The 23,068-nt window shown below is 44.7% G+C and carries 15 protein-coding genes; 12 read left to right on the top strand and 3 right to left on the bottom strand.

Translation table 11 applies throughout. The features are described from left to right. Nucleotides 1-66 precede the first annotated feature (66 nt). Complete coding sequence (locus V144x_RS11370; protein WP_144985274.1) at nt 67-1,524, bottom strand: Gfo/Idh/MocA family protein; 1,458 nt, start codon at nt 1,522-1,524, stop codon at nt 67-69. 301 nt (nt 1,525-1,825) lie between these two features. Continuing rightward, on the bottom strand, nt 1,826-2,533 hold the full coding sequence (gene bshB1, locus V144x_RS11365) for a bacillithiol biosynthesis deacetylase BshB1 (protein WP_144985273.1): 708 nt from the start codon (nt 2,531-2,533) through the stop codon (nt 1,826-1,828). Nucleotides 2,534-2,746: 213 nt separating this feature from the next. On the opposite strand from bshB1, the gene V144x_RS11360 reads away from it, so the two are divergent. The 12 genes from V144x_RS11360 to V144x_RS29005 all read left to right on the top strand — a co-directional run bounded on the left by V144x_RS11360 (nt 2,747) and on the right by V144x_RS29005 (nt 21,390). Then, on the top strand, nt 2,747-3,037 hold the full coding sequence (locus tag V144x_RS11360; RefSeq protein WP_144985272.1) for a hypothetical protein: 291 nt from the start codon (nt 2,747-2,749) through the stop codon (nt 3,035-3,037). A gap of 299 nt (nt 3,038-3,336) precedes the next feature. Continuing rightward, nucleotides 3,337-6,846 carry a DUF1553 domain-containing protein gene (locus tag V144x_RS11355; RefSeq protein WP_232102791.1) on the top strand — a complete coding sequence of 1,170 codons (3,510 nt, stop codon included), beginning with the start codon at nt 3,337-3,339 and terminating at the stop codon, nt 6,844-6,846. Between the two features lie 4 nt (nt 6,847-6,850). Continuing rightward, nucleotides 6,851-8,302: a DUF1501 domain-containing protein gene (locus V144x_RS11350; protein WP_144985270.1), complete on the top strand. Its 1,452-nt coding sequence runs from the start codon at nt 6,851-6,853 to the stop codon at nt 8,300-8,302. A 463-nt stretch (nt 8,303-8,765) separates the two neighbouring features. Continuing rightward, a complete protein-coding gene (locus V144x_RS11345) occupies nt 8,766-9,731 on the top strand; it encodes a DUF1559 domain-containing protein (RefSeq protein ID WP_144985269.1) in 966 nt (321 codons plus the stop codon). Between the two features lie 61 nt (nt 9,732-9,792). Continuing rightward, nucleotides 9,793-10,299: a hypothetical protein gene (locus V144x_RS11340; protein WP_144985268.1), complete on the top strand. Its 507-nt coding sequence runs from the start codon at nt 9,793-9,795 to the stop codon at nt 10,297-10,299. Between the two features lie 52 nt (nt 10,300-10,351). After that, nucleotides 10,352-11,299 carry a DUF1559 domain-containing protein gene (locus V144x_RS11335; RefSeq protein WP_144985267.1) on the top strand — a complete coding sequence of 316 codons (948 nt, stop codon included), beginning with the start codon at nt 10,352-10,354 and terminating at the stop codon, nt 11,297-11,299. Between the two features lie 89 nt (nt 11,300-11,388). Then, nucleotides 11,389-11,841, top strand: coding sequence for a hypothetical protein (locus V144x_RS11330; RefSeq protein ID WP_144985266.1), 453 nt, complete (start codon nt 11,389-11,391; stop codon nt 11,839-11,841). A 400-nt stretch (nt 11,842-12,241) separates the two neighbouring features. Then, on the top strand, nt 12,242-12,844 hold the full coding sequence (locus tag V144x_RS11325) for a hypothetical protein (RefSeq protein ID WP_144985265.1): 603 nt from the start codon (nt 12,242-12,244) through the stop codon (nt 12,842-12,844). Between the two features lie 66 nt (nt 12,845-12,910). Further along, nucleotides 12,911-14,353: an alpha/beta fold hydrolase gene (locus V144x_RS11320; RefSeq protein WP_144985264.1), complete on the top strand. Its 1,443-nt coding sequence runs from the start codon at nt 12,911-12,913 to the stop codon at nt 14,351-14,353. 353 nt (nt 14,354-14,706) lie between these two features. Then, the gene (locus V144x_RS11315) at nt 14,707-19,959 is read left to right on the top strand and encodes an SUMF1/EgtB/PvdO family nonheme iron enzyme (RefSeq protein WP_144985263.1); all 5,253 of its coding nucleotides are present in this window, start codon (nt 14,707-14,709) and stop codon (nt 19,957-19,959) included. A 134-nt stretch (nt 19,960-20,093) separates the two neighbouring features. Then, entirely contained in the window at nt 20,094-20,795 is a 702-nt protein-coding gene (locus tag V144x_RS11310) for an SDR family oxidoreductase (RefSeq protein WP_144985262.1), read from the top strand. An 82-nt stretch (nt 20,796-20,877) separates the two neighbouring features. Beyond that, nucleotides 20,878-21,390: a GNAT family N-acetyltransferase gene (locus V144x_RS29005; RefSeq protein ID WP_144985261.1), complete on the top strand. Its 513-nt coding sequence runs from the start codon at nt 20,878-20,880 to the stop codon at nt 21,388-21,390. Nucleotides 21,391-21,468: 78 nt separating this feature from the next. Here V144x_RS29005 and V144x_RS11300 read toward each other — a convergent pair whose 3' ends face one another. After that, nucleotides 21,469-22,968 (bottom strand): RNA polymerase sigma factor, encoded by a 1,500-nt coding sequence (locus V144x_RS11300; protein WP_144985260.1) that lies wholly within the window; start codon nt 22,966-22,968, stop codon nt 21,469-21,471. Nucleotides 22,969-23,068 lie beyond the last annotated feature (100 nt).

The raw sequence follows: 23,068 nt of genomic DNA, 5'->3' as shown, positions 1-23,068 counted from the left end.
AACAAAAAGGCCCATCTGTCAAAACGACAAATGGGCCAAATTTATTCACAATAAATCTCAAACATTTTAGAGCTTCGCTGTGGAAGGAACCACAAATGGGGCACGATATTCACGTGTCAGTTTGGGGTTTGCAGCGGATGCCATTGAACCAGTGAAGACTTCCTTCTTACCATCAAGACTCAACTCAGGCCCTAAGCTGACTTGGGTCTTGGCTGGATCAAGCTTGTTATTGCTCAGGTGCTCACGGTAACGCCCTAAAGTTTCCTGAGCTTCCGCATCACCTGTAAATCGGGCATTAAGCTCTTGCACAGGAACCTTTTCTCCAAGTTCATAGGAAATGTTACCCAAGTGACAGAGGGCACTGGATATATGACCTTCTTCGATATCCGCATTCAGATCACTAATTTTACGACTGCGAACAGCATCCACAAAGTTTGCAAAGTGATCTGCGGAACCAGAAAACTTCTTGATCAATTTTCCATCTAGATCGAAAGCAGAAGCGCTGTTATAGCTCGGAATCACCACATAACCTTCTGAACCGTAGAAGATAACTCCTACCTTAGCACCTCGGTACGCTTCGGTTTCTAAGCCACGGACTTCAAATACAAGTCGCTTATCACCAAACTGATGAATACTGACCTGTGTATTGGCAACATCACCTGCATCAACATAACCAAGGCGACCACCGTAGGCTTGCACACTGTCTCCAATGCTATGGACGCCTAATCCCCAGCGAGCAACATCCATTTGGTGAATCCCCTGGTTCCCCAGATCACCGTTACCCGTGGGTGTTTGCCAATGCCAGTCATAGTGGAATCGTTTTCGGGTTAGCGGCGCCATAGGTGCCGGTCCAAGCCAGAGATCATAGTCTACACTGGCAGGCACATCATAGTTGCCTTTAGGACCAATCGACTTTCGTCGTTTGTAACAGGTTCCTCGAGCCAGCTTCACTTCACCAATACCACCATCTTTTACAAATTTGATTGCATCAATCAAACCCGGTTGTGAGCGGCATTGCGTCCCTGTTTGAACGATCTTGTTATATTTTCGAGCTGCTTCGACAATCCGTCGTCCTTCACTCACATTGTGACTGACGGGCTTTTCACAATAAACGTCCTTACCAGCTTGAATCGCCCAGATTGCTCCGAGGGCATGCCAGTGATTCGGAGTGGCAATACTGACGATATCAATTTTCTGATCGTCAAACGCTTTTCGCAGATCTTTATAATAAGCTGGTTTTTTGTTCGTCTTCTTGTAAACGTTTCCGACACCTTTTTTCATCCCGACACTCTCATCAGGGTCGACAACCGCTACCACTTCAGTATCTTTTCGGCCAGTGAAGGCACTCAGATGAGACTGACCGCGACCATTGACTCCGAGTAAGGCGACTCGCAGTTTTTCATTCGGACTGCTCGATTCTGATTCTGCCGCAGAGAGATGAGGAATCGAAGCGCCCAACGCTGCCGCGCTGGCTGCAGCAAACATAGATTGTTCAAGGAATTCGCGACGAGAGTGTTGAGACATCTTCTTTGTTCTCCTCAATAAATATCAATGGAAGGATTGTACCGAGTTTTGTTAGGTAGGATTGCACAAAGCCACTGCAAATTGATGATTTTTAGACTGATCTAAATCCGGCCATCAATATGAATTTGTTCTGTGCCGTTCAAAGTCATGATTACTAAACTCTGTTAATCAAAGTCTAACCGATAAAAGTACGAATATTCAAGGTTGAACCAAATTTCATCATATAGTAAGCGTTATTTTCCTCCGAAATCACTTTCGATTTCCCAACTTGGGAAATCGTTATTTCCCTCATTCTTTACGCTCATTTCTGGGATAATAATGGTAGAAAACTCTGTAATCCGATCTCCTCACGACTGGCATAAGGTTCACCATAGGCGCGGTGGATCGACCAGCCCCAATATCGGGCGCGGTCCTGGATGTCATCCAGAATAGTGGGATGTTCTGTAGAACGGCCCCTCAGCATCTGGCTTTCATAACATCGAATGGCCTGCATTTTCTGGTCAATGTGGTCAGAAATATCGAATACAAAGCTTGGTTTAGGATGAATCCGCAGATGAATGCTCCAGAAATAATAGATCTGAGGCGGCCAATAGGGTTCCCCCGCCATGTCGGTTTTACTCAATTTGGACCAGAATCGAGCTGCATCAGTCAAATGACTGGCAGCTACATGATCGGGATGTACATCTTCCCAATAAGGCGCCAAAATGACTTTGGGACGCTGTGTGCGAAATACCACTGCCAATTTACGCCGCGCTTCTAAGTTAGACTCCAGACTTCGATTGGACAGGCCCAGATTATCACGCCAATCTAACTCCAGAATTTGTGTTGCAGCGGCGGTCTCTTGCATGCGGATTTCTGGACTTCCATAAGGCGTTGGTTCACCATTAGTTAGTTCAATCACTCCCACTTTGGACCCCTGCTGTTTACAAGCGAGAATCGTCCCCCCCACACTGATTTCTGCATCATCAGGATGAGGTGCCACAACGAGTATATCTAGAGCTGAATCCACGTATGCTCCTTAAATCAGGAATATTTTTGCTTGCTAAACGACTCTCAAAAAATGGGGTAGACGAGATTTATGAAATCATTAGAATCCCAAATCTCATCTCTCAAAATTAACACATAACCTCTCACAATTCATTTCTACATTCTTAACCATCAATCTTAACCGATGAAGGTCAGCTTGTCCTTATCCGTCGCTGATTGAATGGAGGAACACCTTATGAAATCCTCTTTATTGGCCCTCTCTCTTGCATTATTCCTGACTTCTGGCTGTGCATCAATGATGGATACTATTGCTGATGCCAATCAGCAGACATGGCGTGCCTTAAAACCAAAGGCGTTTGATTCAGACTGGAGTAGTGGTGGTGAGGAAGAAATCGATCAGTGGGGTTTTGTGGGAGAAGAAGCCCGTGGAGATCGCCCCAAAGAGTCTGATCCCGACCCCTGGTGGCAGAAGTATGTTATGAGCTCCAAGGCTAGAAATATAGAACGCAATCTCGGAATCGAATAGAAACGCAGCATTTGTTGCTGATTATAGCCATCGTCTTTTCACCAGACAGGGCGATTTCTTGCATCTCCCCTCTGAGCGAGTTAGAATAGAGACTGGTATTTTAGCCACTATAATGTTTTAACTTACCTGCTGCTTGTTTCTAAAACAGTTAGCTACCGTTGGTTTACATAACGACGGATCGGTATCACCAAACCAAAATTCGTAATGTTTGATGTACCAACAACCTCTAATTCCGCTTACGATACGGAATGATCCAGAAGGTGCATCAACATTGCCAACCTTCCCGAAGGTGAATGCCAATGTTTGATCTCTCACAGAGATTTCTTTTAGTTGGGATGATGTTCCAGTGCTTTGTTGTCAACAGCATTGCTACATCTGCAGAACCATCTAATAAAACTAATCCTGTTGCTGATGTCGATTTCAATCGAGATATCCGGCCGATTTTGTCCAAGAATTGTTTTCATTGCCATGGACCAGATGAAGGCACACGCGAAGCTGATTTGCGGCTAGATCAAAGAACATCAGCAATTGCGAAGCTGGATAGTGATCAGATGGCAATTATTCCTGGTAACGTTGCCCAAAGTGAACTCTATCGCCGCATCATTTCAACGGACGAATCGGAAGTCATGCCTCCTCCCGATGTGGGAGAAAAATTAACAGCTTCTCAGATTGCCTTAGTCAAAAAATGGATCGAACAAGATGCTCCTTATGCTCGACATTGGTCCTTCGTGCCACCAAATCGACCAAAGCATCCTACAGTCAAACTAAAAGACTGGCCAGCGAATGAGATTGACTACTTTATTCTATCGCAACAGGAAGCAGCAGGGATCAAGCCCAGTTCAGAAGCAGACCGCTACACTTTAATTCGTCGTTTGAGTTTTGATTTGCGTGGGCTGCCTCCCACTTTGGATGAAGTGGACCAGTTTCTCAAAGACAATTCTCCTAACGCATATGAAAAACTGGTAGATCGATTCTTAAAGGACACGGCATACGGAGAACGTTGGGCGCGAAAATGGTTGGATCTCGCACGCTATGCCGATTCAAAAGGCTACGGATCTGATCCGCTGAGAATGGACATCTGGCGTTATCGTGACTGGGTTATCTCAGCTTTTAATCAGAACATACCCTTTGATCAATTCACACTTGAGCAACTGGCAGGAGACCTCTTACCGAATGCGACTCTCGAACAAAAAGTGGCGACCGCCTTTCACCGCAACACGATGACTAATACCGAAGGTGGCACCGACGACGAAGAATTTCGGACAGCCGCTGTCACCGACCGGGTAGATACAACAATCCAGGTCTGGATGGGACTCACGATGGGCTGTGCGAAATGCCATACACATAAATATGATCCAATCTCGCAAAAAGAATACTATCAGCTTTACGCCTTCTTTAACCAAACCGCTGACAACGATCAACCAACGGACGCCCCTACGATCGCTGCTCCTACACCAACCATGTTGGAAGCAACCAAACGCATCAATACAGAGATTGCGGCCCTAAACCAAAAAATACAGACGCCGAGCAAAACACTCGAAATGGCCCAGCAGAATTGGGAATCGTCTCTGCAAGCCAAGCCAAACTGGAATATTCTCACTCCGATTTCAGTCAAATCCTCATCGTCAACAACCAAGTTTCAAATTCAGAAGGACGGCTCAATCCTGGCGAATGGTCCAGCTGCGAAAGAACAATACATCATTGAAACAGAACTCGATCCCTCAACCTTTAAAGGTTTAAGATTGGAAGCGATTTCCGATGATCGATTGCCATCTAACGGACCGGGCCGTGCCAAGGATGGCAATTTTGTGCTCTCAAATATAAAACTGGAGACCCAGCCACTCAAAATAGATGATGCACCAGCCAAAGGACAATTCCTGAGAATCGAACATCAGGGAACGAAAAAGCAGATACTGTCACTGGCGGAAGTCCAAGTTTTCCAGGCCGACACAAATATTGCCATTCAGGGAACGGCTTCTCAATCAAGTACCACGCATTCTGCTCCTGCCAAGTTAGCCATCGATGGTAAGACGGACGGTCACTTTTTTAATGCAAAGTCAACCACTCATACCAAAACCGAAGTCAAGCCCTGGTGGGAACTCAATCTCAAAGTGGAAACTCCCATTGATCGAATTACAATCTGGAACCGCTCTGATGGTGCGCAGGAACGACTTGCCAATTTTAAAGTCAGTTTACTCGATGCACAACGAAACGTAGTCTGGCAAAGCATCGTAGAGGCTTATCCTAAACCATCGACGACTCTGACGGTTTCACGTCGTAAAACGATCCCATTGAAACGCACGTTCGCATCATTCTCTCAAAACGGTTTTCCGGTGAACGCAGCCATTGACCTCACCAACAAAAACAAGAAGGGCTGGGGCATCGCCCCTCAATTCGGAAAAACGCACGCCGCCTACTTCATCCCCGAAGCCAGTCCTACTGCGAAAGCAGGGAAACAACGTTTGATTGTCACTCTATCTCACGCGTTTAATGATCCTCAGTACGCTTTGGGATGTTTTCGAATTTCCTTTACAACGGAAGCAAAACTTGAACCTCGACTTAAAGTCCCGAACGATATTCTCGCGATCGTCGATACTAAACCGAAAGACCGTCAGCCCGCGCAACAGAAAAAATTAGCGACCTACTACCGGAGCATCGCTCCCGCACTCAAGTCTACGCGGGATCAGATTGCGAAACTCCAAAAATCCAAACCTGTTTATCCGCAATTACCCATCATGCAGGAATTGCCAACCGACAAACAACGTGAAACGCACATTATGATTCGTGGCAGCTTTCTCTCACCTGGAGATGTTGTTAAACCAGCAGTATTGAATGCATTCAATCCCTTGCCAGAAAACGTACCCACCAATCGTATCGCGGTCGCCAAATGGCTGACCTCACCAGAAAATCCTTTGACGGCTCGCGTTGCCGTTAATCGTTTCTGGTCAGAACTGTTCGGCGCGGGTTTAGTTGTGACAGAAGAAGACTTCGGAACACAAGGTGAACTACCCAGCCATCCCGAATTACTTGACTGGCTGGCAACGGAATTTGTCCAGAATGGCTGGGATATGAAAGCGATTCTCAAAACCATTGTGATGTCAAACACATACCGTCAGTCTTCTGTAACGAAACCGATCCACATCCAGAAAGATCCTCGTAATCGACTCCTCTCTCGCGGTCCACGTTTCAGGCTGGAAGCGGAAATGATTCGCGACCAGGCGCTACAATTGAGTGGACTGCTTAATCGAAAGATTGGTGGGCCTTCCGTTTACCCTGTTCAACCAGATGGAATCTGGCGAGCAGCTTTTAACGGACAGCGTAACTGGGCAACCAACAAGGATGAAAATCGATTTCGCAGAGGCCTCTACACGTTCTGGCGACGTACTGTCCCCTACCCTTCGATGGCGACCTTTGATGCCCCCAGCCGTGAGATCTGTACAATTCGACGCATCAGCACAAATACTCCGTTACAGGCGATGATTACATTAAATGACCCAGTCTTTATTGAGATCTCTCAAGCGTTGGGGCTACGCATTTTTAGAGAGGGTGGTGACTCTCCAGAATCACGCATCAAATACGGTTTGAAGCTTTGTTTGATTCGTCCTGCACTCTCCGAACAGATCGCCCCTTTACTGAAACTCTATGAATCAGAGTTAAAATACTATCAATCTCACCCTGAGCAAGCAGCTAATCTCGTTGAGAACGCGTTGAATCCCTTACCAGATCAATATAATAAATCGGAGTTGGCAGCCTGGACCGTCATCGCTAACGTTTTACTTAATTTAGATGGCGTTCTCACAAAAGGATAATGAAATGGACCTGAAGCACAAACGATTACAGGCAATCACCAGACGACATTTTCTGGGGAAAGGCTCTACTGGTATCGGCGCACTCGCTCTGAGTTCGATGTTATCCGATAGTCATAACGTCTCAGCCAACTCGCCCAGTCAACCCGATGTGACAAAATTCCGCATGCCTGCGAAAGCAAAGAGCGTGATCTTTCTACACATGGCAGGCTCACCTCCACAACAGGAATTTTTTGACTACAAACCTGAGCTGGTCAAACGCAATATGCAACCCTGCCCTGATTCGTTCCTGAAAGGGCGCGGCTTCGCGTTCATTAAAGGGCATCCCAAAATGCTGGGAACCCCCTATCAATTCAAGCAATATGGCGAGTCAGGCACTTGGATGAGTGAGCTACTACCTCACTTCCAAAACGTAGCCGATGATGTCACCGTCATCAAATCGATGCACACAGACCAATTTAATCATGCACCAGCCCAACTCTTCCTCTACACCGGAACTCCTCGTTTCGGAGGTGCCTCCATGGGTTCCTGGATTACCTATGGGCTTGGCTCGGAAAACAAAAATTTACCGGGCTTCATGGTGTTATTGAGTGGTCCCAGCGATCCAAGTGGTGGTAAAAGCCTTTGGGGTAGTGGTTTTCTACCATCAGTATTTCAAGGTGTTCAATGCCGAACGACGGGAGACCCGATTCTGTATGTGACAAACCCTAAAGGGATCAATCGTGAAGTGCGTCGCCGTAGTCTGGATGCATTAAAATCACTGAACGAATTCGAACTCAAACAATTCGGTAACCCGGAAACCTTAACGCGTATCAATCAATATGAACTTGCCTTCCGTATGCAGATGTCCGTTCCGGAGGCGGTTGATCTACGCAGTGAAACAAAGCAGACCCATGAATTATATGGCACGACAGGCGGTGCGCCTTCTTTTGCTAATAATTGCTTATTGGCTCGCCGCATGGTGGAACGAGGCGTTCGATATATCCAATTGTTCGACTACGGCTGGGACATGCATGGGACAGGAGCAGGCAATGATTTAATTACAGCCGTTCCTCGCAAGGCAAAAGAGATTGACCGCCCCCTGTATGCCTTGATTACCGATCTCAAACAACGAGGCTTGCTAGATGAGACTCTCGTCATCTGGAGTGGAGAATTTGGTCGAACGTCTATGAACGAAGAACGCAACGGCTCAAAATTTCTGGGTCGCGATCATCATCCTCACTGCTACACCATTTGGATGGCAGGTGGTGGAATCAAAGGTGGCATGTCTTACGGCGCAACTGATGAACTCGGTTACTTCATCGCCGAAAAGAAAACCAGCGTCCGCGATCTGCAAACCACGATCTTACACCTGACCGGTCTGAAATCCCGAAAACTCAAAGTTCCCTATCAGGGTCTAGATCAACGACTCATCGGTCCCGCTGATGAAGATCATCTGCTTAAGGATATCCTTGCTTAAAGAAACGGACAAACTGGATAGCTTCCAGATTTCCTCATACTCACTCGTTGAATCACAAGATGGCAGATTCCGAGTTTTTGATTACTTCAATTCGTTCGCTCCCAATCCATTTCAAGATTGAAAACTCTTCTAATAAGCTCCCCGACGATCCAGATTGCTTACAGTACATTATGCACATTATTACATAATTAATAATGTTACTAAATTAAGCATTTATTATGAAATTAGTAACTCCATATGAAATTCTCGTAGACTTATAATTAATCATGTGTATATTAATAAACTAATGTATTAATTTGTGCTACTGAATCAGTTTACGCTAAATAATTGAGCTCTTGAAAGTTAGGGGCACATTGCTTGACCTAAGTTTAGGTCCGCTCCATAGAACTGTCAAAATTCATCTCTTCTGAAATCAACGTTTTTTATTGATATTCATTCCGTCTTTATCAAAGGAAACACAAAGATGCGACGCTCGATGAAATCCGGATTTACTTTAATTGAACTACTGGTGGTGATTGCGATTATTGCCATTCTCATCGCTTTGTTGTTACCTGCCGTACAACAAGCACGCGAGGCAGCACGCCGAAGCCAATGTAAAAATAATATGAAACAACTTGGAATAGCGATGCATAACTATCACGATGTATTCCAAATGTTTCCCATCGCTTCTTCAGTGGCTCCGCCTGTCGCTGATGGACCTGGCAACAGAAATATGGATAAAGTTCACGCCTGGCCGTGGGGAATGCGAATTTTACCGTATATCGATCAAGCTCCGCTTTACAATCAACTTGATGTTGGTAGCTCCAGTATCACCATTCCTATTGCAGACCTGAGTGTGCCTACAGACTTTCTGACAGCCCAGACTCCAGGTTCAATCGAATCACTGCTTACAACAACGATTCCCGTCTATCTCTGTCCCTCTGCAACGGGAAACACAGTCAATCACTATCAACATAATCTGGGAACCATGATGTATGCGATGACGTCAAGGTTTGCCGTCTATCCAAATACTTCAAATCCTCTTGGCATTTCAACTGCTGACGTGCTTGATGGAACATCGAATACGATTCTGATGGGTGAAAAGGCATTGATGGAAGCACCTTTTGTCTCAATTGGTGCCAACTGGGCATCGCATCGCCCTGCAGGATCGCGTATTGGTATCGTTCATCACACCAGCGCAATGAATACTCCTTTTGATGGATCTCGCGACGCGGCGAACAACATCTATATCGAAAACACTCCTGGAAATGTCACTCGTGCAGTCATCGCCAGCGCACACATCGGTGGTGCCCACGTGTTGTTGGCTGACGGAGCAGTGCGGTTCGTCAGTGAAAATATCCAAGATGACCCATCGACATCGCTTACCGGGAACTTCCTTTATACAAACTTATTTCAACTGGAAGATGGCAACACCATCGGCGAATTTTAGTCTTGGCCACATCAGGTATCTTCGTGAAGTGAATCTCATAAAGTATGAAGGAGGATGAGCGTTGAAATTGGCATTTTGTTTAATAATCTGTTCCCTGTTTGTATTGACCGGTTGCGGTGGAGATGGTCGACCTACACTCGTCCCAGTCGATGGCTCAGTAACTCTGGATGGACAGCCTTTGGATGGTGCCACAATCGCATTTATACCAAATGAAGGAAATCCCATTCAGCGCGGATCAAATGCGAACTCCACTTCTGGTGGAAAATTTACGGTCGGAACTTATGCCAAAGATGATGGAATTCCCGTTGGCAGCTACAAGGTCACGGTGATTAAGAAGGAACTTGTCAGCAAATTGACTGATGATTTTAACTCTGAAGATCCGGCAGCCAGCTCAAAACCCATAAAGTATAAATGGATCACTCCACAATCATATTCTGTACCCGAAGAGTCTGGATTGACCATCGAAATCACATCTGAAGGCATGTCCCCCTCTACAATCGCTCTGACTTCAGATGGAGCAAGTCCTGTTATCGAAACTGTTGGTGGTCGTGCCGCCAATGAACCTTAATTAAGACGTTATTTTATATTTTATTTATTTTTCAGTTCAGAAGGAGATATCAATGAAGCTCCAAAAAAGAAACGCATTCACACTGATTGAATTGCTGGTGGTCATAGCCATCATTGCAATATTAATCGCACTATTGCTTCCAGCAGTACAACAAGCACGCGAAGCAGCTCGTCGTACAGAATGTAAGAACAAACTCAAACAGTGGGGTCTGGGACTGCATAACTACCATGATAACTACCAAACGTTCCCACCAGGTACCATGGGTCTTAATAGTAGCTCTACAAACCCCAGGAATAACCATCCCTGGTCTGTGAGAGTTCTACCTTTTGTAGATCAGGCACCGCTATATAACACTTTTAATTTCAGTTTGAACTACAACGATACAACTGGCACCCCTTCCAACCGCTCACGTCGTGATGAAAAATTCCCTCTAATGCATTGCCCCAGCGCACGTACTCGTGATAGAAAGCCTTCAAATTCTGCTGAAGGCTGGACAATCCACTACTACGGAATTGCGGGCCCTAAGGGAGTTCGCCCTGCCCCATTAACTGGTAATTGGCCCACAGCACATGCTACTAGCAATATAACAAGCAATCACGGAAATAATGCTATCAGCGGAATCCTGTTTCGACAGAGTAATGTTGCAATTCGCGATATTACCGATGGAACTACGAATACGTTACTGCTGGGCGAAATTTCATCAAAACCTGCCGGTTCCAACAGCTATCGCGCCTGGATCCAAGGTGCCAGTAACGGTAACCACAGCTTTGCCAGTTACGCATGTAAGAACCTCAAAGATGGAATCGGCGCATCCGGCTGGAACAGTGGAAATGCAGATCGACTCTTCAACGATGTGGACTTTGGCAGTAATCACACTGGAGGTGCACACTTCCTGATGGCAGATGGTTCTGTTCGGTTTATATCTGAAAACATCAACTTTGCCACCTATCAGGCTGCTGGTAGCCGTGATGATGGTTTGACACTACAAATCACCGAGTAAACAAAGAAGTCATGATTCTGATCCAGCCACCTCCCGAATGATTTTCAGAGGTGGCTGTTTATTTCACCTCTAACATCGAGCAGATTAACATGAAGATACACGCGATAATCGTTCTCAGCTTCTCATTTTTATTTTTGAGTGGATGTGGTGAAAGCGGTGTTGAACGACATGAAATCTCGGGAACGGCAACATTTGACGGCCAACCCATTGTATTTGGTACCATTCAATTCATCCCGAAACTAGATATTGAAAAGGAAGCACCAACAGGGAGCGCTACAATTGAAAATGGAAAGTACCAGACAGACGAGGGACAAGGAATAGTAAGCGGGTTACACGAAATTCGTGTGACTGCATACCCGTCTAAACTAGTCGACTCTGAAGATGAAACTGTCGAAGTTGAAACCATTGAACCGATTTTCGTTGGTTATTCTATAGAAGCTTCAATTGAACCTCCCTCGTTTGATGTGATCGTTCCCGCCGAGGCGGAAGGTTATAATTCAGCAAACGTAGGCGTATCCAGAAGTTCGAGAAACGATCCCTAAGAAGGGTCAGCAGATTATTAGTAATCATTAATAGACATCAAAATCTTTCAAGATGTGAGCGTTATTTATTGAAATTGATCCTACAGGAACCATTTTCTCTTTGTAACTGCGCGGTTATTTCGTACTAGCTTTTCGTGATTTCGCTCTTTGATTCTCTCTAAAAGCTTCTGGTCAATACGCTTACAGACATCACCATTCTATAGATTTTTTAGTTACAGCATCTGATTAATTTAGGTGTCAGTACCTATAGTAAACGATGAAGAAAAAGCATTAAAATTTGAATTAGAGTACTGATTGAAAGCCTCCTCTTCCTGGACAATTTATGTTTGATAGACTGGGCGGAATTATTGCACGTCTGAATCAATAAAAGATAAATCACAAAGAAGGAGAACAACGAATCATGAAACGGTTATCATTTCTATTGATTGCTTTTGCTATATATCCCATTTTGGCACTTGCCGGAACAAATGAGGATGCTTCAAATGTGGGTCGATACGATATCGCCGCTACGAATGAAGGTCTCTATTTTTTAGACACAGCGACCGGATCGCTCTGGATCAAGAGGGGTCAAGGAGCCTGGGTAAAAATTGAAAGCCCTGTTACTTGGAAATCGAATAAAAAAAGTCAATCGAACAAACCAGTCACTCTGACTCTACCCCAAGGGAGAGTCACAATGCCAATGATTCAAAGAGAGCGGCGAAAGATTCCCGGCTCGTCCGGCACACTTTCCGTTCAACTGGGCGATATTACAGCCGGGCAGGTTTTTGTAGAAGTAGTCGACATCAATGGAAATTATTTAGCAACACGCACTTCGTTAAAGAACAATGAATTCCTGAAATTTGAATTAGATGGGAAAGACGTTTATCTCCAGATCTTTGATATGGTAAACAATTTGATTGGCGAGGATATCTGCAAAGTTCGTCTCTCATTTGAGAAGCCAAATAAGGAGTCGAAAAAAGAGAATCCTGAGAAGGCGATAGAAAAGCAATCAAACAAATCATAGAATGAGAGTGACAGCTTTCCTGATTGTAAGTTGAGATCAAGTAAGCTTGAAGAATCCCGGCTTTCCATGTTCCAAAACGTTTCACATTTCAAGACACTCATAATTGCAGTCTATTGTCTCTCCGGAGTCACTATTGCGCATGGACAAACGAAACTGGTTCAACCAGCAGTCGGCACTACGCTTGTTCAATCGCTCGATTTTCCAGGCAAATTGCAAGGCGAAGAAGGGTTGATCATCGTTCCCGAGAATCGTGAGAATCCATCGGGCCGGATGATCAGCGTTCATTACCTTCGATTTCCAGCAAGGGAAACGGTCGGTTTACCCCCAGTTTTCATATTACCTGGCGGACCCGGTCAGTGTGTCACTGCGGAAGATATTCAACGAGGTTTACGACATAAGCATTATAACAAAATTTCTGAAATTGTTGCCTTCAATCGAAACCGAGATGTCATCATTGTCAATCAGCGTGGAAATAGTCGAGTGCCCGGAATTTACGGCCTACCCGCAAAGTGGTCCGCAAAACCTGGCAAGAGTTCAGAACCAATGTCATTCGTGAAATCATCACGGCGACTGGTAGCAGGTCTTAAGACTTCACTGAAAAAATGCGAATCCCTGAATATCGACACGAGGGGATATGACATTCTGCATCTGATTGATGATGTGGACGCGATACGCCGTGTTTATGGATATGAGAAGATCGCATTACGTGGCAGTAGCTTTGGCTCTCAATGGGCTCTCGCGTATCTAAAACGTAAGCCGAACCATGTCGACCGGATGATTCTATCCGGTGTTGAGCCGTTGGACCATGGTTACGACAGTGCCAATGGAATTTGGAACGTATTCAAAAGAATCGAGGAGGAAACGCGTAAGTCCAAGGGTGTAAAATTACCTGACGTGGGACTTTTAGGGGCCCTACAGGCAGTGATCGCGCGCCTTGAGGAACAACCGGTACGAATTCGTGGACATCATCCAAGAAAGAATTATACCGCGGAAGTCGTAATTGGCGCTGATGACTTTCGGCATTACCTCACTCGTCCGATTCTTGACGCTCCGATCCATTCAAGGAAGATGCTTGAGTTCTGGCCAAAGTTCGTTCTGGAAGTCTATCAGGAAGACTATCAGTATCTAGCTGCAAAGATCATTGATGATCGCCCCGAGTACCAACATCATAGTTTACTTCTTACACTCGTCGATAATAGCCTGGGGATTACCGCAAATCGCGAAACAAAACTACAATCTGAATCAGCCTATCGGTGGCTCGGCGATCAGAATTGGTTTTATAAAGCAACGCGTGATGTAACTCCCACACCGGTAGTCAGCGATGAGTTTCGCCAACTTAGCGTCAATCAGACACCAGTATTAATGATTCACGGGACACTTGACCTCGCAACGCCAATTGAAAATGCAGAAGAATTGTTGCCGTTCTTTCCCCAAGGTCATCTCATCACTGTCAAAGGAGGTACTCATGCGGCAACACATCATGCCGCTAGTATTGATCCGGAGTTTTGAAATATCTAACTGTTTTTATGAATGTCAATGATCCAGTAAGCATCATTAAAAAGATCCCGAATACGATTGCTCTCCCTGCATTGCAGTTCAAAACCAAGAATGATCGGTCACTGTTCTTTGAACTGACACAAAAAAAAGACACTCATCAAACAAAATAATTTCTGGAATCCGCTTCCCTTACAAGACCTGAACCTATTAATGTTTGTACTAGAATCTCAAGAGGGTGTCGGCTAGGATAGAGCTAAGTCACGCTGTCGGTAAAAAGGTAAGATATCTACATCTCATTTACGTTTCTCTCCAACTCCTTTGGTAATACTCGCATCAGCTCACTGAAACTAGAGGTTCGCTAGAAAATGTTCTCATCAAATCACTGTTTTCTGAGAAACCGAACGCTCCTTGTTATATTTTTTTTCTGTGCTGTACTTCTTCTGATCGCGTTACCTGGTTGCTCTCAATCCGAACGTGACCAAACTTCGCCTACTTTTGAAAAACAAACGACAAAAACCCAGGATTCTCCCCTCTCTCAGCCAGCAAATGATGTTACAGAATCGTTGGATGTCACACAAATCTCTCAGTCGTCCCCCTCATTGCAGGCACAGCATTCGGGAAAAGTGAATCAGATTCAGGCAGATAAACAAACCGAATCTACGAATAAGAAAGTTGTGCAGCAAGCGAAACCGTTACTAGCCCCTTTCAGTCAAACGAATGCACAAGAATCGCAACAAGCATGGGCAACATCAATGAATCTGGAAGTACTGAAAACCAATAGTTTGGGAATGCAACTGACATTGATACCGCCTGGTGAGTTTATGATGGGATCTCCTGTCTCTGAAGAGGAAAGCCAAAAGACCGAAGTTCCACACCGTGTACAAGTCACGAAGCCCTTTTATCTGGGTAGATTTGAGGTTACTCAAGCTGAGTATCAAAAGATCATGGGAGAAAATCCGAGTTGGTTTTCCGCAAATGGTCGCGGGCAAAATAAAATTGCAGGGCAAAATACTGAACGATTCCCTGTAGATTCTGTCAGTTGGCATAACGCAACTATTTTCTGCCGTAAATTGTCAGAAAGAGAAGGAAAGACGTACCGACTTCCTACCGAAGCAGAATGGGAGTATGCGTGTCGCGCAGGAACAACAGGACCATTTCATTTTGGAACGGTTAATAATGGCAGGTCCAGCAACTCAGATGGGAGATATCCCTATGGAACAAAAACAAAAGGTCCCTTCCTGGCTCGAACAACTCAAGTGGGATCTTACAAACCAAATGCATTCGGCTTATTTGATATGCACGGAAATGTTTATGAATGGTGCGCTGACTGGTTTGACCCTCGACTCTATCATCGACGACAAGGTAAACTGACCAGTGACCCATACGTCTCTGATAATACTCCGGGTGTTACGACTCGGGTTTTGCGAGGGGGTTCATGGTTAAAAGGTAAAGACTTACATAGTCGTTCTGCTTACCGACGAGGAAATTTACCTTCATGGAAAGGACAAAATATTGGTTTTCGAGTCGTTCATGAAGCAAAAAAAAACTATCAACCAACTAAGGATAATAAATCTCGCAAATCGAATGAGAATCAGTTTGTCACAATTAAAGATCCGAGGGCAGGTACTTTGGTTTACATTCCTGCTGGGACTTTTTTGATGGGGTCTCTTGCTGATGAGATCGAGTCATGGCCTTCTGAACGACCACAACATCGTAAGCAGATTAAAAAAGGTTTTTATATCGGTCAGCACGAAGTGACATTCCTACAGTTTCGAAGGTTTGTTGCTGAAACAAATTATAAGACTGATGCTGAAAAAAATCCAAAAGGAGGATCAGGCTATGATGCCCGTCGACAAGAAATCGTAAATCATGATCGTCAATTTTCCTGGAGAAATACAGGCTTTAAGCAGGAAAGTAATTCACCAGTTGTCAATGTGAGTTGGAATGATGCCGTCGCATTTTGTAAATGGCTATCAGCGAAAGATGGAAAATACTATTTTCGTTTACCTACTGAAGCGGAACGTGAATACGTTGGCAGAGCGGGAACAATCGTGCCATACGGATGGGGAGAAACGCCAGAGTCACTGGTTGGAAATGAAAATATTTCTGATAAATCCCTGGCAAAAATTCTCAGCAGCAAGTCTTTTCACAAAAATCGATGCGGAAAAGGTGACGATGGCTACCCATTCAATGCGCCTGTTGGATCGTTCAAGTCCAATGCCTTCGGTTTGTATGACATTCACGGTAATGTTTCTGAATGGTGTGATGATGTGTACGTGGAGGACCGATACTTGATTCCTGATAGTCGGGTTCCGACGAACGGAAACAAACGAGTCCTTCGAGGTGGATCAAGTCACTACTGGCCCATCGACTGTCGTGTTGCCAGACGAATCGGAGCCCCAGCAACCGAGACGAGGTGTGATCGTGGTTTCCGTGTTGTGCGTGAGGAACTACCTGGACCTGTTATCAAATCAATTGTGAACGCCCCCCATTCAGAGCCCCCTCCAAAAAAAGTAGCTCAGCCTGAATCTTTTGTGCGTAAAGTGATTCAATTTCAACCATTCCCAATGGATGAACCGGTTACCTCGTTTACAGTCTCGGAGGATAATCGATTACTGATCTGCTCGCATCAGGCTGCAAATCAGGTTTCAATCTGGGATGTATTTACCAAAAAACAAGTAGCGACACTGTCTACGGTAGCTCCCAGGTCAGTGTTGAGCCGCGGAAACCAATTATTTGTAGCAAACGATGGTGAAGGCACGATCAGCGTTTTCGCACGCGAAAAGAATTGGACACTTTCCAATCAGCTTGAAATAGAAAAGCCACACATTGTTCATTTGAGTGCAGCAAAAGGAAAGTTTTTTAAGGGCGATCTTATCATTACCTGTCACGGCCAAGGTAACCAGGCATCCTATCATGACTGCCATGTATATCATTTAGATCTGAATACTGGCCGCGACAAGCATGTCTCAAGATCCGCTATGGCCACTTGTAGTTATGATGGCCGGATTGTAATTACTCAAGGATCGTTCAACCTCAGTCCCTCGGGAGGCATCTCTGCGTTTGCCTGGAAAGATTTTATTTCTGGCGATGCTCCAAAACCCATTTATAAAGGGGGAATCCCTCAAACGCCTTACGCGTATCAGGTTCATCCCGGGTCTTTCTGGATTGCCAACAATAATATCTTTGGTGGTGTTCCCCTTGCTAATATCAGGCGAGATCTGAACTACACCTTGATTGTCGACCGCTCGAAAAAAATGGTCTATTCAGTCGCAAAAGAACGTATTCACGCACATCGATTGAATGTGACTGTCGATGAAATTGATAACCGCAAAGTTGAATTTCCAAAAGGAGAGTTCAGTAGAATTTATCACAATATCTATCGAATCCGTGATTATCTTCTTGATCATCCGATTGCCTTCACAACCAATGATGTCACTCACTTTTTTGTGATTGATATGGAAAAAAATCTAATACTGTCTGCAAGCACTCCTGCGTTTAGCGAATCGAAAAGCAAACTGACTACTTCCCCGTCAGATACTAATCCACCTACATCAACTTCGACTACGGGCAGTGCGGTTGCCAGGCAATCAGATCTCCTACCCGCACGGATTGCGGAAGGAGAAGTTTTCACTCATTCACTGCCTGAAAAACCAAATACAAAATATCATTTAATGAATGGCCCAAAAGGACTGAAACTGGAAAATAATATTGTAACTTGGAAGCCTGGCTCTGATGAAGTTGGTTCTCACGAACTAAAATTCAAACTAACTCAAGGAGATCAGATTTCATTTGCCTGGGTCAATCTTGAAGTGGTTTCTCAAGATCTGATCAAACATGCCGGTTCTTTAGCCTCTGTTGATACTTTTACGCGTCTCACATTAGAACCTGATTTATTTCAATTCGTGCCGACAAACGGCTACCAATCTCTATTGCTCTTACAAGGTGACTCTGTAAAACGGCTCAAAGGAGACGGAATTCAAGCCGAACAAAAGTATCAGCTCCCTCAACGTTACAATTTCCTGTCAGAGCGCAAAAAAATGTTTCTTGCTTTATCCCAGAGTCGAAAACAGCTCGATCTAATTGATCAGAACACACTCGAAGTCACCAGAAGCATTCCTTTAAAACCTAATAATGTCACTGTGATGGAGATAACCGATCTGGCAGTTCACCCTGAATTACCCGTTAGTTATGTTGCCGCAAAAATACAGGGAGAGCAACCTCGCTATCGTGTATTAGTTGTGGATGAGCAAAAGGGAGAAGTTTCTGCGCCTGCTGAAATGATGGGAACCTGGGTTCGTATCGATCCTGCCGGAAAAATGCTCTACGTCGGCTACAAAGACCTGGTTCGTAAAGGAACCAGATTCCAGATTAACCCTCGCTGGCAAGTTCTGGAAATACCCGAGTATGGAAGCATCGATTTTTTATTCAGCTACGATCTACGCAGAGGGTACCCTGATCTCAGGCAATATATTCCGAAAGCCGGCACTAATGGAACAGGGATCCGCATCTCTCCCGACGGTCAACGTATCACTTATCTTTCGAAAGGAGGTACGCCTGCCCGTTCTCATAACCTTGCTGGTTGGAAAGCGAACAACCTCAAGAAAACTCCTGTTATCTATGAAACGAAAGATCGCGCCACGACAAGTCTGCTGGCATTTCATCCGATGCTCAATATTGTCGCTGTACCGGGAGGCAAATCTGCTGTTCTTTATGATCGAGAAACAGGGCAAGTCATTGAGCGAAAGCTCTTATTAACAACGTCTGGGTTGGGTGAAGTAACAGTCGATGACTTATTTTTTACTCCAGATGGGTTGTCTCTACTATTTGTATGTAATGAAAAATTAGGAGGGCGCTACCTACGAAGTGTTCCACTTAAACTTAGTCCTGAAGAAAAAACTCGAATCCGTCAAGGAGTAAAAATCGCTACGCAGCAATCGATGATCGCAAATTATATACAAGCTGTTAGCGAGTTAGAAATTGACTCACTCGGTTCTGCTCTGAAAGCTAAAAAAATCACCTCACAAGAAATTGCAAAACAATTTAATCAATCAGTTGTACTCATCAAAAGTAATGAAGGATCGGCATCAGGTTTTGTGGTAGGTCGAAGTGGTTTTATTTTGACTTGTGCCCATGCGGTTCCTTTCGAAGGTAAAATTATCGTTTCTTATACACCTAGAAAAACTGGTTCGAAAACCAAACAGGAATCTGAGGCGGAACTGGTTCACGTTGATCAGAACCTTGACCTTGCACTGTTGAAAATGAAAGGCAAATTCGATTTAAAATCCGTATCGCTTGATGATCAGAAAACTGTCGAATCAGGCGAACAGGTGACTGCCATTGGTAATCCAAGCGCTGGAGATACAATCCTTTCGCAAACTCTCACAACAGGCGTTGTCAGCAACCCTATGCGTATTCTGAGAGGGCAACCACATATTCAGATTTCCGCAGCCGTGAATCCAGGTAATAGTGGTGGTCCCGTGTTCGATGAACATGGAAACGTGATCGGTTTAGTCGTTCTCAAAGCAAACATTGAAGGTGCCGGTTTTGCAGTACCTTCAACTCAGCTGCGGGGTTTTCTACAAGCTGTCATAAAAAAATCGAAACCTGCGAATTAAAATAACCTATCACCAATGCCTATAGAATTGTTTTTCAGTTTTCTTTCCCGACCATTCTCTGTTTCCTCAACTTGGGCACGGTTTAATCAGATCAGAATGTGGCAAAGTTAAATAACTCAAGAAAGATACTACAAATGAGCTCTAAAGTTGTATTAGTCACAGCCGCAGGAAGCGGCATGGGAGCTGCCATTGCCCGCAAACTAGCTGATTTGGATTACAAAGTTGCGATCTTGTCTTCCTCAGGAAAGGGTGAAGCCCTTGCAACAGAATTAGGAGGCATAGGGATCACAGGATCAAATCGAGATACGGCTGATCTCAAACGCCTCGTAGATACCGCTATGGATACATTTGGAAGAATTGATGCAGTCGTCAATAGTGCTGGTCATGGGCCAAAAGGAAAGATTCTCGAAATCAGTGATGAGGATTGGCACTTGGCGATGGATGTGTATTTGCTCAATGTCGTTCGCATCGCGCGGCTGGTGACACCGATCCTTAAAGCCAATGGCGGTGGCCCGATTGTGAATATCTCTACCTTCGCTGCCTTTGAACCCGAACCGGCGTTTCCCACTTCTGGTGCGTTTCGTGCCAGCCTCGCTGCCTTCACGAAACTCTTCGCAGATGAATACGCAAAGGACAATATCCGCATGAATAATATTCTACCAGGATTTATTGATAGTCTCCCTGAAAAAGAAGAGTTTCTCAACCGCATTCCTCTAGGCCGATATGGTACAACTGATGAAGTTTCAGAAACCGTCGCTTTTCTTCTCTCCGACGGAGCAAAATACATTACCGGACAAAACATTCGTGTGGACGGAGGAATCACGCGATCAGTCTGATAGATCTATTACTTCTTGAAACGATTATCATCAACAATCGTCAAAATATAGAACTAAGTTCATTTCAATAATAGGCTTCTATATGAGAGAAATCTCGATTCGTAACGTTTCAGAAGAGGATCTGGAAATAATAGTAGATCTAAATGCATCCGAAATCCATTATACCAGTCTAATGGATCTGGAACGGCTCCGATTCCTTAACTCCATTTCGGAGTACCACAAAGTTGCAATGGTCGACAAAATACTTGCCGGCTTTTTGCTTGTTATGAGAAACGATTGCGGTTATGTGAATGATAATTTTGACTGGTTTGCTTCAAGATATAAATCTTTTCTGTACATTGATCGAATTGTTATAGATCGTAACTACCGAGGTCTGATGCTTGGCTCGATTCTGTACGAGGATCTGTTTCATTTCGCTCAAGAAGAGCGAATCCCATACATTGCGTGTGAATACAATATCGTTCCATTAAATAAACCATCTCGTTCACTTCACGATAAATTTTCGTTTCGTCAAGTAGGAACTCAGTGGCTCTACAATCATACGAAAAAAGTTTCTCTTCAGATTGCAAAGACCTTTCATAACAACACACAGTAAGCATCCTTCGAACTTCGCTTTTATACTGATGAATCATAGTAAGCGTAGTATTCAAGAGAAATCGCATGTAGGAGAACCTTAAATTTTTCCACCCGACGACTTTGGTTTACCATAGACCCTTTTCCAGGCAATAGTGGTTAAAATTATGGAAACTAGATTTACGGCTGATATAACACTCACAAACCATAACATGAAATTAGCAAATGATGGTTGCCAAACATTCCATCTCCAAAACACAATCCCAATCGCTATCAGTGCTGTGACACCATTACTCGTTCCGTATAACTGAAATGAGTACTTTGGAAAGCGCTGGCTCAGTTGGGCCGCAATGAAACTGACGCAAATCGCTGAGATTGCCATCACTGCTAAGATCAGCCAATCTTTTGCTATCAGTGGCAAGATGGCGGGAATCGTCATCACCAATAGCGCGCTGAGACAGAAGACTCCGAATATTTTAAAGACAATTGATCCATTTTGACCCGATTCGATTAGCGGCCTTAATGGAGTATCAATTCCCTCTTCTTTACGAATACGTTCGATTTGTTTTCCCATTTTCCGACAATACAGAACCCAGGGTATTAAAAACAAAACCATCATCGTAGCTGGGATCATCGCACGCAATGAGGGAGGCTCGATGTATTGCTGCCACCAAATCGACGATACAAGAGCTGCAATAAGGGCCAGAAGACCACAAAACGCGAACAAGAAACCACGCCGCAACAATTCTCGCTCGCGTTCTGAACGAGTTTCATCAACTGCCAGCTTGGTTAACCATGCGATCACGGGCAGATTCAAAAGTGGGCCTAGAAAAAGACTACTCCATCCACTCGCTGCCCCAGCACCCACAGCGGATTTCACTACTGTATCAGTCACTGTTTTTGCCACAGTTGTCGTCGCGGTTGTAACCCCAGCCGCGGCCGCTGGCTTTGTCACTGCTCCTGACAGTCCTAACAAAACAGCTCCTGTAAACAGTTTTGTCGGTTTCGAATCGGAGAGTGCCGATGCAACAACCGCTGCCAGATGTTGTTGTACCATTTTCCGGCCTCGCGATAATCGCTGCTTCACGGCATCCTCGGACAGGTCCAATGCTTCTGCCACACGCGCGACCGATTGCTCTTCACGATAGAACAGAACTAACGGCTCACGATACGTCTCAGGTATATCAGCCAAAGCTTGCCATGCCAACTTTTCTTCTTCCACGCTCACTGCTCGCTCACTCGGAGATTCTGTTTCTGCAGGAATATCAGGAACCGCATCGAGATGTGTTGCGCGGGTAACGCTACGTCCTGGTCGTTGTGACGATCGATTAGCCAGATTACGGACGATCGTGCAGATCCAGGCCTTGAATTTACTGATGTCTTTCAAGTCGCTCAGTTTTTGCCAGGCTAAAATGAAGGCATCTTGAGCCAGATCTTCACTTTGCGCGAGATTACCACAGCGGTTGTATGCGACAGAACAAACAAGCGACTGGTAGCGTTCAACAATCTGACCATAGGCATTTTGATCGCCTTGCCCGGAAAGCTGAATGAGTTTGGCGTCGGTTATCTCTTTCAAGTCGTTAGAATTGATTGATTTCATAATAAGCCTTTCGTGGTAAGTGTTCACATTATACACTAGAGACCATTAGGCTTTGGTAGGTGACATCATTTTCTACAAATTCTTAAATACACAAAAAATA

It is taken from the genome of Gimesia aquarii, from assembly GCF_007748195.1.
In the GTDB taxonomy this organism is placed as follows: Bacteria; Planctomycetota; Planctomycetia; order Planctomycetales; family Planctomycetaceae; genus Gimesia; species Gimesia aquarii.
Note: the sequence above shows the minus strand (reverse complement) of the source record. Positions and strands in the feature narration are given on the sequence as shown.